General features: G+C 58.4%; 15 protein-coding genes. 6 read left to right on the top strand and 9 right to left on the bottom strand.

The features are described 5' to 3' along the window. Nucleotides 1-19: 19 nt before the first annotated feature. Both AC0N03_RS06645 and AC0N03_RS06640 read right to left on the bottom strand, forming a co-directional pair. Entirely contained in the window at nucleotides 20-277 is a 258-nt protein-coding gene (locus AC0N03_RS06645) for a hypothetical protein (RefSeq protein WP_474287831.1), read from the bottom strand. Nucleotides 278-312: 35 nt separating this feature from the next. After that, nucleotides 313-1,965, bottom strand: coding sequence for a serine hydrolase (locus tag AC0N03_RS06640; protein ID WP_474287829.1), 1,653 nt, complete (start codon nucleotides 1,963-1,965; stop codon nucleotides 313-315). 287 nt (nucleotides 1,966-2,252) lie between these two features. Here AC0N03_RS06640 and AC0N03_RS06635 point away from each other — a divergent pair, with 287 nt between their 5' ends. After that, complete coding sequence (locus AC0N03_RS06635; RefSeq protein WP_474287827.1) at nucleotides 2,253-2,603, top strand: phasin family protein; 351 nt, start codon at nucleotides 2,253-2,255, stop codon at nucleotides 2,601-2,603. A 104-nt stretch (nucleotides 2,604-2,707) separates the two neighbouring features. Here the strand turns inward: AC0N03_RS06635 and AC0N03_RS06630 are convergent, their stop codons facing one another. Both AC0N03_RS06630 and AC0N03_RS06625 read right to left on the bottom strand, forming a co-directional pair. Then, nucleotides 2,708-3,646: a glutaminase gene (locus tag AC0N03_RS06630; RefSeq protein ID WP_474287826.1), complete on the bottom strand. Its 939-nt coding sequence runs from the start codon at nucleotides 3,644-3,646 to the stop codon at nucleotides 2,708-2,710. Nucleotides 3,647-3,835: 189 nt separating this feature from the next. After that, entirely contained in the window at nucleotides 3,836-4,045 is a 210-nt protein-coding gene (locus AC0N03_RS06625; protein WP_474287825.1) for a hypothetical protein, read from the bottom strand. A 196-nt stretch (nucleotides 4,046-4,241) separates the two neighbouring features. Here AC0N03_RS06625 and clpS point away from each other — a divergent pair, with 196 nt between their 5' ends. Genes clpS through AC0N03_RS06605 form a run of 4 tightly spaced genes read left to right on the top strand, consistent with a single transcriptional unit; the run spans nucleotide 4,242 to nucleotide 8,118 of the window. Beyond that, the gene (gene clpS, locus AC0N03_RS06620; protein WP_474288108.1) at nucleotides 4,242-4,631 is read left to right on the top strand and encodes an ATP-dependent Clp protease adapter ClpS; all 390 of its coding nucleotides are present in this window, start codon (nucleotides 4,242-4,244) and stop codon (nucleotides 4,629-4,631) included. Nucleotides 4,632-4,642: 11 nt separating this feature from the next. Further along, nucleotides 4,643-7,054 (top strand): ATP-dependent Clp protease ATP-binding subunit ClpA, encoded by a 2,412-nt coding sequence (gene clpA / locus AC0N03_RS06615; RefSeq protein ID WP_474287824.1) that lies wholly within the window; start codon nucleotides 4,643-4,645, stop codon nucleotides 7,052-7,054. A 24-nt stretch (nucleotides 7,055-7,078) separates the two neighbouring features. Further along, complete coding sequence (locus AC0N03_RS06610; protein ID WP_474287823.1) at nucleotides 7,079-7,771, top strand: AzlC family ABC transporter permease; 693 nt, start codon at nucleotides 7,079-7,081, stop codon at nucleotides 7,769-7,771. After that, entirely contained in the window at nucleotides 7,771-8,118 is a 348-nt protein-coding gene (locus AC0N03_RS06605) for an AzlD domain-containing protein (protein ID WP_474287822.1), read from the top strand. Before AC0N03_RS06610 ends, AC0N03_RS06605 begins: the two co-directional genes overlap by 1 nt. Here AC0N03_RS06605 and AC0N03_RS06600 read toward each other — a convergent pair. The 5 genes from AC0N03_RS06600 to AC0N03_RS06580 all read right to left on the bottom strand — a co-directional run bounded on the left by AC0N03_RS06600 (nucleotide 8,115) and on the right by AC0N03_RS06580 (nucleotide 11,856). Next, nucleotides 8,115-8,534 (bottom strand): HIT family protein, encoded by a 420-nt coding sequence (locus AC0N03_RS06600; RefSeq protein ID WP_474287821.1) that lies wholly within the window; start codon nucleotides 8,532-8,534, stop codon nucleotides 8,115-8,117. The two genes, AC0N03_RS06605 and AC0N03_RS06600, sit on opposite strands and share 4 nt — an antisense overlap. 76 nt (nucleotides 8,535-8,610) lie before the next feature. Then, entirely contained in the window at nucleotides 8,611-9,138 is a 528-nt protein-coding gene (locus tag AC0N03_RS06595; RefSeq protein WP_474287820.1) for a Spy/CpxP family protein refolding chaperone, read from the bottom strand. 83 nt (nucleotides 9,139-9,221) lie between these two features. Beyond that, nucleotides 9,222-10,550, bottom strand: a complete 1,329-nt coding sequence (locus tag AC0N03_RS06590) for a GNAT family N-acetyltransferase (protein ID WP_474287819.1) — start codon at nucleotides 10,548-10,550, stop codon at nucleotides 9,222-9,224. 86 nt (nucleotides 10,551-10,636) lie between these two features. Then, entirely contained in the window at nucleotides 10,637-11,389 is a 753-nt protein-coding gene (locus AC0N03_RS06585) for a glycerophosphodiester phosphodiesterase family protein (protein ID WP_474287818.1), read from the bottom strand. Next, on the bottom strand, nucleotides 11,389-11,856 hold the full coding sequence (locus tag AC0N03_RS06580) for a RidA family protein (protein WP_474287817.1): 468 nt from the start codon (nucleotides 11,854-11,856) through the stop codon (nucleotides 11,389-11,391). Before AC0N03_RS06580 ends, AC0N03_RS06585 begins: the two co-directional genes overlap by 1 nt. Nucleotides 11,857-11,975: 119 nt before the next feature. Here AC0N03_RS06580 and AC0N03_RS06575 point away from each other — a divergent pair, with 119 nt between their 5' ends. Continuing rightward, complete coding sequence (locus AC0N03_RS06575) at nucleotides 11,976-12,785, top strand: cell envelope integrity EipB family protein (RefSeq protein WP_474287815.1); 810 nt, start codon at nucleotides 11,976-11,978, stop codon at nucleotides 12,783-12,785. The last annotated feature ends 2 nt before the right edge of the window (nucleotides 12,786-12,787 follow it).

The raw sequence follows: 12,787 nt of genomic DNA, 5'->3' as shown, positions 1-12,787 counted from the left end.
CGCCTGAGACCGGAACGGCTCAGAGAATGATGCTGACGCAGTCGCGTCCGTCTGGATATTTGCAATCGAGATGGATGCGGACGCGGGGCTGGAGCGAAAGAGCCACAGCGCGGCGGGCGTCGCGCAGGTCCAGTCTCTGTCGCAGGTAGGCGCGCAATGTGCGTGCAGGGCTGGCGAATTCGTCGACATAAGTTGCTATGCGCGTAAGCCCAATGCGCGACAGCAATGGCCATTCCCGGGTGCGGGGGAGGCCGATGGAATCATGAAAAACCGACATTTTCAGCTCCTGAACGCAACGCGGAGACAGATCGATTAATTTCTGGTGGGGAAGCAGGAAAACCCCGCACGCTTCAGACGTTTGCAGGCTGCGACGGCTTCGTTTTCCTCAAGTCCGGCGAAGCGTGCCCGATACAGGGTCTGGCCGCCCTTCTGCACCTTTTCTGTGAAGGGAGACGCATCGCCCAGAGCACCTTTTGACTCCGAACGGGCACGGCTGAGCAGGGCGTTGGCCTTGGCCATGTCATCCGCTGCGCCGATCTGGATCATCCAGCCCGTGTGCGCGGCTGTCTCTTTTGCGGGCGCCTGATAGGCCGCCTGTTGCGGCGCAAGAGAGCCGGTCGGCATCGTATCCTCATTATCGGCAACGAGAATTGGCTTTGCTGCATTCGGCGCGGCAACGCCGGCAGGCCCCTGAACCCAGCGCATGGCCGGCTGCTTTGCATCGGCGGTGGTGATGAGGGGGCGGGCGCTGGTGGAGCCGTCCAGCGGCACGGTCTGCGTGCTTGCGCCGCGGGTCGCAACCGGCGTCTCAGGCGGGAGCGGGGCCTTCACGCTGGCGGAAATATAGGCCGGACGGGGCTTGGCTTCCGAAGCGGCGAGGGCGGCGGCGACCATGGGCATGGGCTTTGCGGCGGGTGTCCGGCTTGCGGTTTCCGCCACGGGCGCGTCGCCTTCCTCGCTGTCCGTGCTGTCATCGGCGGTGCTGGAATTGTTCAGAGCCTTGTCCTGCATGCGCAAACCGGGCGAGCTTTCTTCGGCGACCTTGATGGGCTGTGCCGATGGGCGGTCGGTGATCAGCGCGGCCGTGCGGCGTGTTGCGCCTTCATCAAGGTGGTCTTCCAGCAGGCTGGTCATGATGCGGTCACGCTCGGGACCGGACCGTCCGCCCAGAACAGAGGCGACAAGCCAATGTCCGTCCCTTTTGATCGAGGACAGCAGGTTGAAGCCCGACGCATTGGTAAAACCGGTTTTTATGCCGTCGACGCCTTCAACATGGCCGATCAGCCGGTTGTGATTGAGGATGGTGTGTCCGGCGAAATCAAATTCATGGGTCGAGAAATAATGATAATATTTCGGGAACCGATCCTGAATGGCGCGCCCGAGCAAGGTCAGATCGCGCGCCGTGGTGACCTGCTCGTTGTTGGGCAGGCCAGAAGCATTGCGATAGACAGTGCGGGTCATGCCCAGTTCGCGCGCCTTGCGTGTCATCATATCGGCGAAGGCGGGCTCGCTGCCGCCGATATTCTCGGCGATGGTCACGGCAACGTCATTGGCGGATTTGGTGACGATGGCCTTGATGGCTTCCTCAACCGTAATCGTGTCGCCCGGCGTCAGGCCCAGTTTGGACGGAGATTGCGCCGCAGCATGAGCCGAGACCTTGAGTTCGCTGTTGAGCGAGAAGCGGCCCTTTTCCATCTCCTGGAACAGCAGATAAAGCGTCATGACTTTGGTCAGAGAGGCCGGGTGGCGCAAGTCATTAGCATTTTGCGCATAGAGGATGTGGCCTGAATTGGCATCCACAACCATGGCGGCGAAGGGCGGCGTGTAGCCGCCGCCGCCGTGATGCCGGCGATGATGCAGGCGTGCTTCAGCGGGCGCTGTCATCAGTGTCGAGCAAGCCAGAGCAATACTGAGACCCATAGCGATGGTGCGCATTTTTCCACGCAACGACTTACTCATCAACATAAGCCCAATCCTGCAATCTTCCGGTACTATCAATCATGTTTGAGACAAGTGCAAAAGCGTCGCCCAAACGTCACATGCCTGCACGATATTGGAATGAGGTTACCGTGAGGTTAAAGGGTTAAAAATCCCTCCTAAAAGAGCTGATAAAGCTATTCAAATGATTTATGTTGCGGTGCACAAAATTCGCTTGACAAAAATTGTGCAGTGCGATTATATGACATTCATTCGAGATGACGGCCCTGTCGTTTCAATCCCCCGCCGATATCGGCGCAGATAAAGGTGAGACCATGCTTAAAAACTTTGAAGACCTCCAGAAGTTCAGCAAAGACCAGATCGAAGCTGCGACCAAGGCCGCCACCAATGTGGGCGAAGGCGTAAAGGCCATTGCCGCCGACGCTACCGAATTTTCCAAGAAGTCCTTCGAGGACATGACCGCTACCACCGAGGCTCTGCGTTCCGCCAAGACCTTCGAAGCAGCCGTCAAGATCCAGCAGGACTACGCCAAGACCGCCTACGAAGCCTTCATCGCGCAGGCCACGAAGGCAACTGAAGCTTATGCAAATCTCGTCAAGGAAACCTTCAAGCCGGTCGAAGGCATCTTCGCCCAGTTCCAGGACCTCACGAAGTCTGCTTCGTAATCTTCCGCCCTCAGAGGCAAAGTTTCAACGCCGTGACGGCATCCCCGTCGCGGCGTTTTCTTTTGTCTGGGCATGTCGTCGCTGCTTGGGCCGGGCTATCGTGATCAGGCTCGTCTGGGGCTGAAGATGGAGAGATCGAGTTCTTCGGACAGAATTTCCAGAGCTTTCTGCCCGGCGAGCGAATTGCCCTGTTCGTCGAGCGCGGGCGACCAGACCGCAATGGCCATGCTGCCGGGGGCAATGGCCAATATACCGCCGCCGACGCCGCTTTTGGCGGGAAGCCCCACGCGAACCGCGAAGTCGCCTGCCGCGTCATACATGCCGGCCACGGTCAGCAGCGCGTTGATCCGGTTTGTGTCCATCGGCGTGAGCAGGGCGCGCCCCTGTCCGTCGACGCCCCTGTTGGCGAACATAAGACCCGCCTGCGCAAGGTCGGATGTTGTCATGGATATGGCGCATTGCTGGCAATAGGTGTCGAGCAGATCGTTTACCTCGCCTTTGATTGTCCCGTAGTCGCGCATCAGATAGGCAATCGCGGCATTCTTGTTGCAGGTGGCTCTTTCGCTCGCGCTGACGGCGGCGTCGATATCGACCTCGGTATTCCCGGAAATATCGCGGATAAAGCGCAATATGCCGATCAGGCCATGAGCCATGCGCTGATTGATCAGATCCGTCACGAGCAGGGCTCCCGCATTGATGAACGGATTGTAAGGCCGGCCCTGTTCGTCATCCAGCCAGTGCAGGGAATTGAAGCTGACGTGGGTGCTGTCCTTGCCGATGCTGCTCCAGGCCTCCTGTCCCATGACCCGGATCAGCAGGGCAAGCGCAAAGAGCTTGGAAATGCTCTGGATGGAAAACGGCACGCGGCAATCGCCGATCTCAAACTTCTGTCCGTTGACGGTGCTGATGGTCAGGCCAAACTGATAGGGCTTGATTTTTGCAAGTTCGGGAATGTAGTGCGCGACCTTGCCGTGTTTCCATAAGGGAGCCGCTTCGCATTTGATGCGATGAAGCGCTGATTCGATCCGTCGTTTCGTGTGCATGGCGTCCTGTCAGGTTTGGGACAGAGGCATATATCATGACCGGACGTTGGTGATGTTCAATTCTCTGCATTAAATCAACGACTTTGATGCGCTGTATTGAAATTCAGGGAAAATCGTTAAATAGCCGGATGGATTTCGTGAATTTCAGTGCAAAATAGTGCACGCGGAACGTTTATGACAGCGCGGCACTCACACGGATGGATGCCACGCATCAGTCAGGGCTAGATCGTCCATTGCCGAATTGTCGTTCAATATCCTGCCGCTTGACTGCGGCTGCGTGTGGACCGCGTGCGAAGGCAATGCCAGCCAGAACAGTCCCATCAGCACGATAATCGTGAGCGTGAGGGCAATGTCGCGGCGCTTCTGGTCCATTTGGTAAAGGCTTTTGATAAGCTTCATCTGATGAAACCAGTGCAGAAGAGAACGATTGAGGATGTGACGCCCTTGTTTGCGGACGAGATAGGGCCAAATTGTGATGGCATTGGTTCAAATTGGTGGCAAATTCTTAATCACGGATTTGTTTGACGCCGGACACTGGCAAAAACGCCGGAAGGTTCATAGATTAAGCACAGACCAAGACAAGGGCTTTTCAGGAATGAGTGGTGTTTTTGCGACATCGGCGGGATATGGGCAGGCCTATCGGCTGGGCGAGGCCGGCGAGCCGCCGCGCCGGGGCAATGGCGGTCAAGATCCGAATATCGGCCTGATCACGAAAACCAAGGAAAAAACTAAAAAACCCAGTCTTTACAGGGTTCTTCTGTTGAACGACGATTATACGCCGATGGAATTCGTCGTTATCGTGCTGCAGAAGTTTTTTAATAAGTCGGCGGAACAGGCAACCGCTATCATGTTGCATGTGCATCACCATGGGGTGGGCGAATGTGGCATCTTTACTTATGAGATTGCCGAGACCAAAGTTACCCAGGTGATGGATTTCGCGCGGAAGCATCAGCATCCGTTGCAGTGCATCATGGAAAAGCAGTGAGGGATTGAGTTATGCCGACTTTTTCGAGCCATTTGGAACAATCCCTGCATCGCGCTCTTGCCGCAGCGAACGAGCGTCATCATGAATTCGCAACGCTTGAACATCTGCTGCTGGCCCTTCTCGAGGATCAGGATGCGGTGGCCGTCATGCGCGCCTGCTCAGTGGATATTGATCAGCTTCGCAAGAGCCTTGTCGATTATATCGACAACGAGCTTTCGAACCTGATTTCACAGGGTCATGCCGACGCCAAGCCCACCGCCGGTTTTCAGCGCGTCATCCAGCGCGCGGTGATTCATGTCCAGTCGTCCGGCCGCGAGGATGTCACCGGCGCCAATGTTCTGGTGGCTATTTTCGCTGAGCGGGAAAGCCACGCCGCCTATTTCCTCGCCGAGCAGGATATGACCCGCTATGACGCGGTAAATTATATTTCGCACGGCATCGCCAAGCGGCCCGGCCTGTCGGATGCGCAGCGCAATCCGCGCGGCGCCGAGGGGCGGGAGGATTCTGAGCCGCATGGCAAGGAATCGGGCGAATCCAAGAAGAAGGATTCGGCGCTCGACGCCTATTGCGTCAATCTCAACAAAAAGGCTGCTGAAGGACGGATCGATCCGCTGATCGGGCGTGAGGCCGAGGTTTCGCGTACAATCCAGATACTTTGCCGCCGCTCGAAGAATAATCCTTTGCTGGTTGGTGATCCGGGCGTCGGCAAGACCGCCATTGCGGAAGGGCTGGCCCGCAAGATCATCAAGGGCGAGGTGCCGGAAGTTCTGGCCGAATCCACGGTGTTCTCGCTCGATATGGGCACATTGCTGGCCGGCACGCGCTATCGCGGCGACTTCGAGGAGCGCCTGAAGCAGGTGATGAAGGAGATCGAGCAGTTCAAGGGCGCTATTCTGTTCATCGACGAAATTCACACAGTGATCGGCGCCGGGGCGACATCCGGCGGTTCGATGGATGCTTCAAACCTGTTGAAGCCTGCGCTTGCGCAGGGGACATTGCGGTGCATCGGCTCCACCACCTACAAGGAATACCGCCAATATTTCGAGAAGGACCGGGCGCTGGTGCGGCGCTTCCAGAAGATCGATGTCAATGAGCCGTCGATCCCCGATGCCGTGGCTATCATGAATGGCCTGAAGCCCTATTTCGAGGAATTCCACAAGGTCAAATATACCGCAGAGGCCATTAAGGGCGCTGTGGAGCTTTCGGCCCGCTATATTCACGACCGGAAACTGCCCGACAAGGCCATAGATGTGATCGACGAGACCGGCGCAAGCCAGATGCTGTTGCCGGAGGCCAAGCGCAAGAAGGTCATCGGCATTAAGGAAATAGAGACGACTATCGCCACGATGGCGCGTATCCCGGCCAAGAGCGTGTCGAAGGACGACATTGAGGTTCTGCAAAATCTCGAGGAGACTTTGAAGCGCGTGGTCTATGGGCAGGACAAGGCCGTCGCCGCACTCACTTCCGCCATCAAGCTTGCCCGTGCCGGCCTGCGCGACGGCGAGAAGCCGATCGGCTCCTATCTTTTCTCCGGCCCCACCGGCGTCGGCAAGACGGAAGCCGCGCGCCAGCTTGCCAAAAGTCTGGGAGTTGAGCTCATCAGGTTCGACATGTCGGAATATATGGAGCGCCACACCGTTTCACGGCTGCTCGGAGCGCCTCCCGGCTATGTCGGTTTTGATCAGGGCGGCCTGCTGACGGATGCCATCGACCAGCATCCGCATTGCGTGCTGCTGCTGGATGAAATTGAAAAGGCTCATCCCGATCTTTTCAACATTCTTTTGCAGGTCATGGATCACGGCAAGTTGACCGACCATACCGGCAAGCAGATCGATTTCCGCAATGTCATTCTGATCATGACCACGAATGCGGGTGCGCAGGATCTGGCACGCGAAAGCATCGGCTTTACCGCCGGAAAGCGCGAAGGCGATGATGTCGAGGCGATCAACAAGCTGTTCGCGCCGGAGTTCCGCAACCGTCTTGACGCCATCGTGCCCTTCGGACGCCTGCCGGAGCCGGTGATCTCCAAGGTCGTGGACAAATTCATCATGCAGCTTGAGGCGCAGCTTGCCGACCGCAATGTCTCGATCGAGCTTTCGGATGAAGCGCGCCAGTGGCTGGTCAAGCATGGCTACGATGAGGCGATGGGCGCGCGGCCAATGGCGCGCGTCATCCAGAGCACCATCAAGACGCCGCTGGCCGACGAGGTTCTGTTCGGACGGCTCAAGAACGGCGGCACTGTGCGTATTGTGGTCACGGCGGATGAGAAGGGTGAGACGAAATTGTCCTTCTTCTATCCGGAAGGGCCGACATTGCCGCGCCCTGAGCGGGATATTGTCGAGGCTGGCAAGAAGCGCAGCGATGCCGTGAAAAAGCCGGGGAGCCGCAAGCCGAAAGTGCCGACATCGGATAATGTGTCGTAAGTGAGTGCTGAGGAGTCGGCAATATTGCAACCGTTCCGCCGGGGCATTCTCGATGCCCTGACGGGACCGGCGTTTTTTGTCGGGATTGCCCTGACCGGCGTCGGCGGGCTGGCGCGCGATGCGGGCCACCCCTTGTTCGCGGCGGTCTTGTCGACGCTGCTGATCTGGGCGGGGCCGGCGCAGATCATCTTTTATGGGCTTGTCGCATCCAAGGCGAGCTGGGTGGCCATTGCGCTGGCGGTTTCTTTATCGTCCATTCGCTTCATGCCGATGAGCGTTTCTCTTTTGCCGAAGCTCACCACCGATAAAACCCGCCTGCCGCTGCAATTTCTGGCGGCGCATTTTATTTCCGTCACCGTCTGGGCGGAATGCATGCGCCGGGTTCCGCCGATGCCGCGCGATATCCGCATGAATTATTTTCTTGGCTTCGGAACGGCGTGCATCATTGTCGCGTCCGCATTCACCGCGGCAGGCTATTTTCTCATGCAGGCAGTGCCGCCGAATTTCGGCGCCGCGTTGCTCTTTGTTTCGCCGCTCTATTTTCTGCTGGCGGTGATGAAGGGGGCCCGCGGCCTGCCGGACTGGCTTGCACTGGTCTTCGGGCTTGTGCTGACGCCGCCGGCGGTGATCTGGATTGGCGGAAGCTTCGACCTGCTGGTTGTCGGAATTATCGGCGGCAGCCTGGCTTATGCGGCAGGAAAGCTGCGGGGGCGCTGATGGACTGGCAGTCGACGCTGATGCCCTATGCGATGCTGGTCGTTTTCGGCTTCTTGCCAAGCGAGATCTGGCGGTTTGTTTCGGTCTTTCTCGTTCAGGGGCTGGATGAGGGCGCTGAAGTGCTGATCTGGGTGCGGGCTGTTGCCACGGCGCTGCTTGCCGGCATCGTCGCGAAGATTTTGCTGCATCCCTCAGGGGCGCTGCTGCATGTGCCTCTCTGGGGGCGCGGAGGCACATTGCTGTTTGCGATAGGCGTTTTCTTCGCCCTGAAGCGCGCCGTTATCCCCGCTGTATTGGCCGGCGAGGCGATGCTGCTTCTCGTGGGATGGTATTTTGCGGCGGGCTAGCCCAGCGCCGCACGGATTTTTGCGGCATGCTCCGCCAGCACATCGGGATTTTCCATGCCGCCTGAATGCGGACGAAGCGGTACGCCCTCGAAACGCGGGATCACATGGAAATGTGTGTGGAACACGCTCTGTCCGCCGGCCGCTTCGGAAAATTGCATAAGCGTGACGCCGTCGGCTGAGAATGCGCTCTTCACCGCAATGGCGATGGTCTGCGCGCGCAGGATGAGTGCCGCTAGCGTCTCCGGCTTTATGTCCAGAATATTGCGGGATGGCGCCTTGGGCAGCACAAGGGTGTGGCCCTTGCCTTGCGGCATGACGTCCATGAATGCGAGCGTCACGTCGTCTTCGTAGACCTTGTGACAGGGGATCTCGCCGCGCAGGATTTTGGCGAAAATATTGTTGGAATCATACGACATGAAAAACCTCGGCAGTTGGCTCTGCCGAGGTTTGCCAATGTTGGCCGCGAGGTCAAGCCTCAAGGCCCGCTAAAGATTACTGATTGTCAGCCGGCCCCTGTTTGCCGGGGCCGCCATTTGCGCCGTCCTGACCGTTCCAGCGATCTCCCCGGCCATGGTGCGGGTGCATATTGTCGAAGATCTCCTTCTGCTTGTCGGAGAGGCTGGCGTAGAAGGCTTCAAGCTTGGGCTGAACGGTCTTCATGCCCGTCAGACGCGCATCGAGCGTCTTGATGGCGAATGCCGCGCGGGAGGGCATCGTTGAGAAATCCGGCTTGTCGGCGCAGACCGCAGCCTTGACGTCGTCATGAGATTTGGCGAATGCCGCCTGAAGATCGTCAAACAGTTTCTTTTGCGCATCATTCATATCCAGCCGCTTCGACACGCGCTCGGCCATTTTGGCGGGATCGAAATGCCGGGTATTTTCAATGCAGAGGCGCTCATACATGCGCATGCCGGGGTTAGGTCCGGGGCCCGGTCCGCCGCCACGGGCAAAGGCTATGCCGCTGCCGGCAAGGGTCGCAGCCATTGCGCCAGCCATAATAATTTTTGTCAGAGTCTTCATGACATGCTCCTTCGCGATACAGGATCAACCTGCTCGCTGATGAAGATGAAATTGTGGCGGATGAAGTTCAACTTAAAGATTTGTCATTCTTCGTACATGTCCGGTTCAGAAATACTGTCCTTGCTTGAGTTTGAACGTCGGAATGGCGTCATCTGGCCAAGCAGCATGGCGTGCTCGCTGACCGCGGCGCGCTCTTCCACAAGATATTCGGCGACGGCGCGCCGCAGACGCGGGTCAGCAATATCATGGGCCGAGTAGGTGATGACGGGCTCATAGCCGCGGGCAAGCTTGTGCTCGCCCTGTGCGCCCGCTTCCACGCGCTGCAGGCCGCGGCTTATGGCAAATTCAATCGCCTGATAATAGCAGACCTCAAAATGCAGGAACGGGTGGTGCTCGATCGCGCCCCAGTTGCGCCCATAAAGCGCATCCCCGCCAATGAAATTGATCGCCCCGGCGATGTAGCGCCCGTTGCGGCGCGCCATGATGAGCAGAATGCGATCCGCCATGCCAGCGCCGATCTCGCTGAAAAAGGCGCGGGTGAGATAGGGCCTGCCCCATTTGCGCGATCCCGTATCCATATAGAACGCGTAAAATGCATCCCAATGATGTTCCCTGATATCCGCCCCCGACAACCATTCGATCTCGATGCCCGCGCTCAGCGCATCCTTACGCTCGCGGCGGATATTCTTGCGCTTCTTCGAGGAAAGCGCCGCAAGGAAATCCTCGAAGTCGCGGTAGGCGCGATTGAAAAAATGAAATTGCTGGTCGGTGCGTTGCAGGAACCCGGCCAGCCCGAGTTCATCCCATTCGCGTTTTGTCAGAAAGGTGGCATGGATGGAGGAGGCCTTGAGCGAGGCGCGCAGCCCGCGCAAAGCGCCGACAAGCTCAAGGCGATGACTTTGCGTGCGCGCCAGCAACCGCCGCCCCGTTGCCGGCGTGAACGGAACGCTGACCTGCAGCTTGGGATAATAGCTGCCGCCAGCCCGTTCATAGGCCTGTGCCCAGCCCTGATCGAAGACATATTCGCCCATGGAATGAGATTTGACATAGGTGGGGCAGGCCGCCTGCACCTCGCCTGCGCCATTTTGCAGGATGATGTGGGCGCTTTGCCAGCCGGTGCCGCGCCCGACAGAGCCAGAACGCTCAAGCGCACTCAGAAATACATGGGAAATGAACGGGTTGAATGAATCGCCTTCAGAAAGTGATTCATCTTTTTCAGCACTTGATTCAACTGCCTCAGAGGCGGGTTCATGCGGTTGCGTGATTGATTCAGGTGTCTCGGAGACTGATTCAGCTTGTATGGTTAATGGATTGGAAACGCGCGCTTTTTCCGGATTGGCGCAGGCATCCCATTGTGCGGCGGGGATATCTCGCAGGGATGGGACGATACGAAGGCGCAGGTCTTCAGTCATGGTTCAATCGTTCCGGTTCAGACATGAGCCCCCGCATGTTTACGGCATCTGGCTCTGGCTGGATCTGGTGGTTTCCGGCGTTGCCATTATTCCGGAACAAAGCCTTCGAATACCATCTGGTCGGCGTGACGCGCGGCATGGATGCGCTGTTCGGCGGTGCGCACTGTCCAGCTCATGACTGGCAGATGCAGGCCATGGCGAAACAATATGCTGGCGGTGGAGGGCAGATCCTGCACCCAGAAGGAAAGAAAATCCGGACGCGATTGCGGAAAATGCACGAGATTTGCGAGATCGCGCTTGGTGGCGGCAGAGAGGAAATCCCACTCGGGGTCGTCATAATGCGCCTCGGCCACAATGCCGAGCGGCCGCGGACACTCAAGCTCGCGCAGACGGATCAGCATGGCCGGATCAAAACTCTTGAAGGCCAGCGGGCCTTGATAATTCTGAGCAACCGCAGATGCGCGATCCGCGAGCCGGGTGTTGTTGTCGAAGGCGCTTTTGATTTCACAGATCAGCGGTACCTGGCCATTGAGTAGGGCGAGCAGGCTTGCAAGTGTGGGTATGTGGTCCGTGCTTCCCTTCAGGGCGGTGCGCGCTGCCTCGGCGCTGGTCAGGCCATGGATGACACCTGTTGCGCCGGTGAGGCGCTCAAGCGTGTCGTCGTGGAACACGAGAGCCTCACCATCGCGCGAGAGCTGCACATCGCATTCAATGGCGAAGCCGTGCCGGACGGCCGCTGCCGCAGCGGAGAGCGAATTCTCGACGATGCCTGCCGCAAGCGTATGCAGGCCGCGATGGGCGATGGGGCGGGCGGTAAGCCAGCCGGGCGCATTGGCCATTATGCGACCTCGAACACGGCTTCGATCTCTATGGCGCTGCCGAGCGGCAGGCTGGCGACGCCAACGACAGCCCGGGCATGGCGGCCTTTGTCGCCCAGTACTGCGACAACAAGATCGGACGCGCCGTTCATCACCGCAGGCATGGCGGTATATTCCGGTGTGACATTGACAAAGCCGCCAAGCTTGACACAGCGGCTGATGCGATCCAGCGAACCCAAAGCCGCTTTGGCCTGCGCCAGAACATTGATGGCGCACCGGCGGGCGGCTTCCACACCGTCGGTCTGCGCAACATCCGCGCCGAGCTTGCCGACATGTTCTGCCGCGAGTTTGCCTTCGGTATTGAGCGGAAGCTGACCCGAGATGAACAGCAGATTGCCGCTCTGTACATAGCCGACATAATTGGCCAGCGGCGCGGCCGGCGAGGGCAGGGTGATTCCAAGATTTGCCAGATTGTGTTCAGCGGACATAAGATCGACTCCCGTTTTGTATGCGGGCTATTTTTGTGGGTAAACGGGCAAGGGGTCAAACCTAATTTCGCCATTTTGCTCTGTTGCATGGGATACCTGAAATGACGCGGGAGTGCATGATGAACTGGAAAAGCGCGGCATTGGCTGTTGGCCTGTCTCTGGCCATGGCCGGCACGTCTCAGGCGCAATTGCTGGCGCACCGGGCAGTATATGAGCTCAAGCTCCTGCATGGCAGCGGCTCAGGCGGTCCGGCGGATGCGCGCGGGCTGATCGCCTATGATTTTTCCGGCTCGCAATGCGAGGGATACACGACCAATTTCCGGCAGATGATGGAACTCTCCGGCGAGGACGGCAGCGTGCATGTCAGCGAAGTGCGCACCACCACTTTTGAAGACGCGGCCTATAATAATTTCCAGTTCCGGGCCAGCACGCTGAACGATGGCAGGCCCGGCGATGCGGTGGACGGCAAGGCCATGCGCGATGCGAATGGCGGCGTCAGCGTGAGCCTTGCCAAGCCGGATACAAGAAAGCTGAGCTTTCCCAAGGACATATTTTTCCCGACCCAGCATGTTGTCGCCATCATCAATGCCGCACGGGCCGGAGAGACCACTCTTGCCCATCAGGTTTATGATGGCTCCGACAATGGCGAAAAGCTGTTCGATACGCTGACCGTGATCGGCAAGGCCAAAACCGATGTGCCTGCGGGATTTGCCGGGCAGCAGGCTGAACTCAGGAATGTGCGGCGCTGGCCGGTCACCATCTCCTATTTCGAGGCGGGCCGTGCCCATGAGCAGCCGAGCTATGTCGTTTCCTTCGATCTTTACGAGAATGGCGTTTCGCGCGACCTCAAGCTCGATTACGGCGATTTCGTGCTGCAGGGCGAAATGCGGAAATTCGAGGCCGCGCCTGCCAAAGCATGCGCCAGATAGCC

It is taken from the genome of Methylocystis sp. sgz306128 (assembly GCF_056032725.1).
The sequence above is the reverse complement of the archived record's forward strand: the minus strand, read 5'-3'. Positions and strand labels throughout refer to the sequence as shown.

Excerpts from the sequence above, each read along its gene's own strand:
- clpA (WP_474287824.1), top strand. The coding sequence starts at position 4,643 with ATGCCGACTTTTTCGAGCCATTTGGAACAATCCCTGCATCGCGCTCTT.
- AC0N03_RS06585 (WP_474287818.1), bottom strand. The coding sequence starts at position 11,389 with ATGGCCAATGCGCCCGGCTGGCTTACCGCCCGCCCCATCGCCCATCGC.
- AC0N03_RS06580 (WP_474287817.1), bottom strand. The coding sequence starts at position 11,856 with ATGTCCGCTGAACACAATCTGGCAAATCTTGGAATCACCCTGCCCTCG.
- AC0N03_RS06575 (WP_474287815.1), top strand. The coding sequence starts at position 11,976 with ATGAACTGGAAAAGCGCGGCATTGGCTGTTGGCCTGTCTCTGGCCATG.
- AC0N03_RS06635 (WP_474287827.1), top strand. The coding sequence starts at position 2,253 with ATGCTTAAAAACTTTGAAGACCTCCAGAAGTTCAGCAAAGACCAGATC.
- clpS (WP_474288108.1), top strand. The coding sequence starts at position 4,242 with ATGAGTGGTGTTTTTGCGACATCGGCGGGATATGGGCAGGCCTATCGG.
- AC0N03_RS06645 (WP_474287831.1), bottom strand. The coding sequence starts at position 277 with ATGTCGGTTTTTCATGATTCCATCGGCCTCCCCCGCACCCGGGAATGG.
- AC0N03_RS06605 (WP_474287822.1), top strand. The coding sequence starts at position 7,771 with ATGGACTGGCAGTCGACGCTGATGCCCTATGCGATGCTGGTCGTTTTC.
- AC0N03_RS06630 (WP_474287826.1), bottom strand. The coding sequence starts at position 3,646 with ATGCACACGAAACGACGGATCGAATCAGCGCTTCATCGCATCAAATGC.
- AC0N03_RS06640 (WP_474287829.1), bottom strand. The coding sequence starts at position 1,965 with ATGTTGATGAGTAAGTCGTTGCGTGGAAAAATGCGCACCATCGCTATG.
- AC0N03_RS06600 (WP_474287821.1), bottom strand. The coding sequence starts at position 8,534 with ATGTCGTATGATTCCAACAATATTTTCGCCAAAATCCTGCGCGGCGAG.
- AC0N03_RS06595 (WP_474287820.1), bottom strand. The coding sequence starts at position 9,138 with ATGAAGACTCTGACAAAAATTATTATGGCTGGCGCAATGGCTGCGACC.
- AC0N03_RS06590 (WP_474287819.1), bottom strand. The coding sequence starts at position 10,550 with ATGACTGAAGACCTGCGCCTTCGTATCGTCCCATCCCTGCGAGATATC.
- AC0N03_RS06625 (WP_474287825.1), bottom strand. The coding sequence starts at position 4,045 with ATGAAGCTTATCAAAAGCCTTTACCAAATGGACCAGAAGCGCCGCGAC.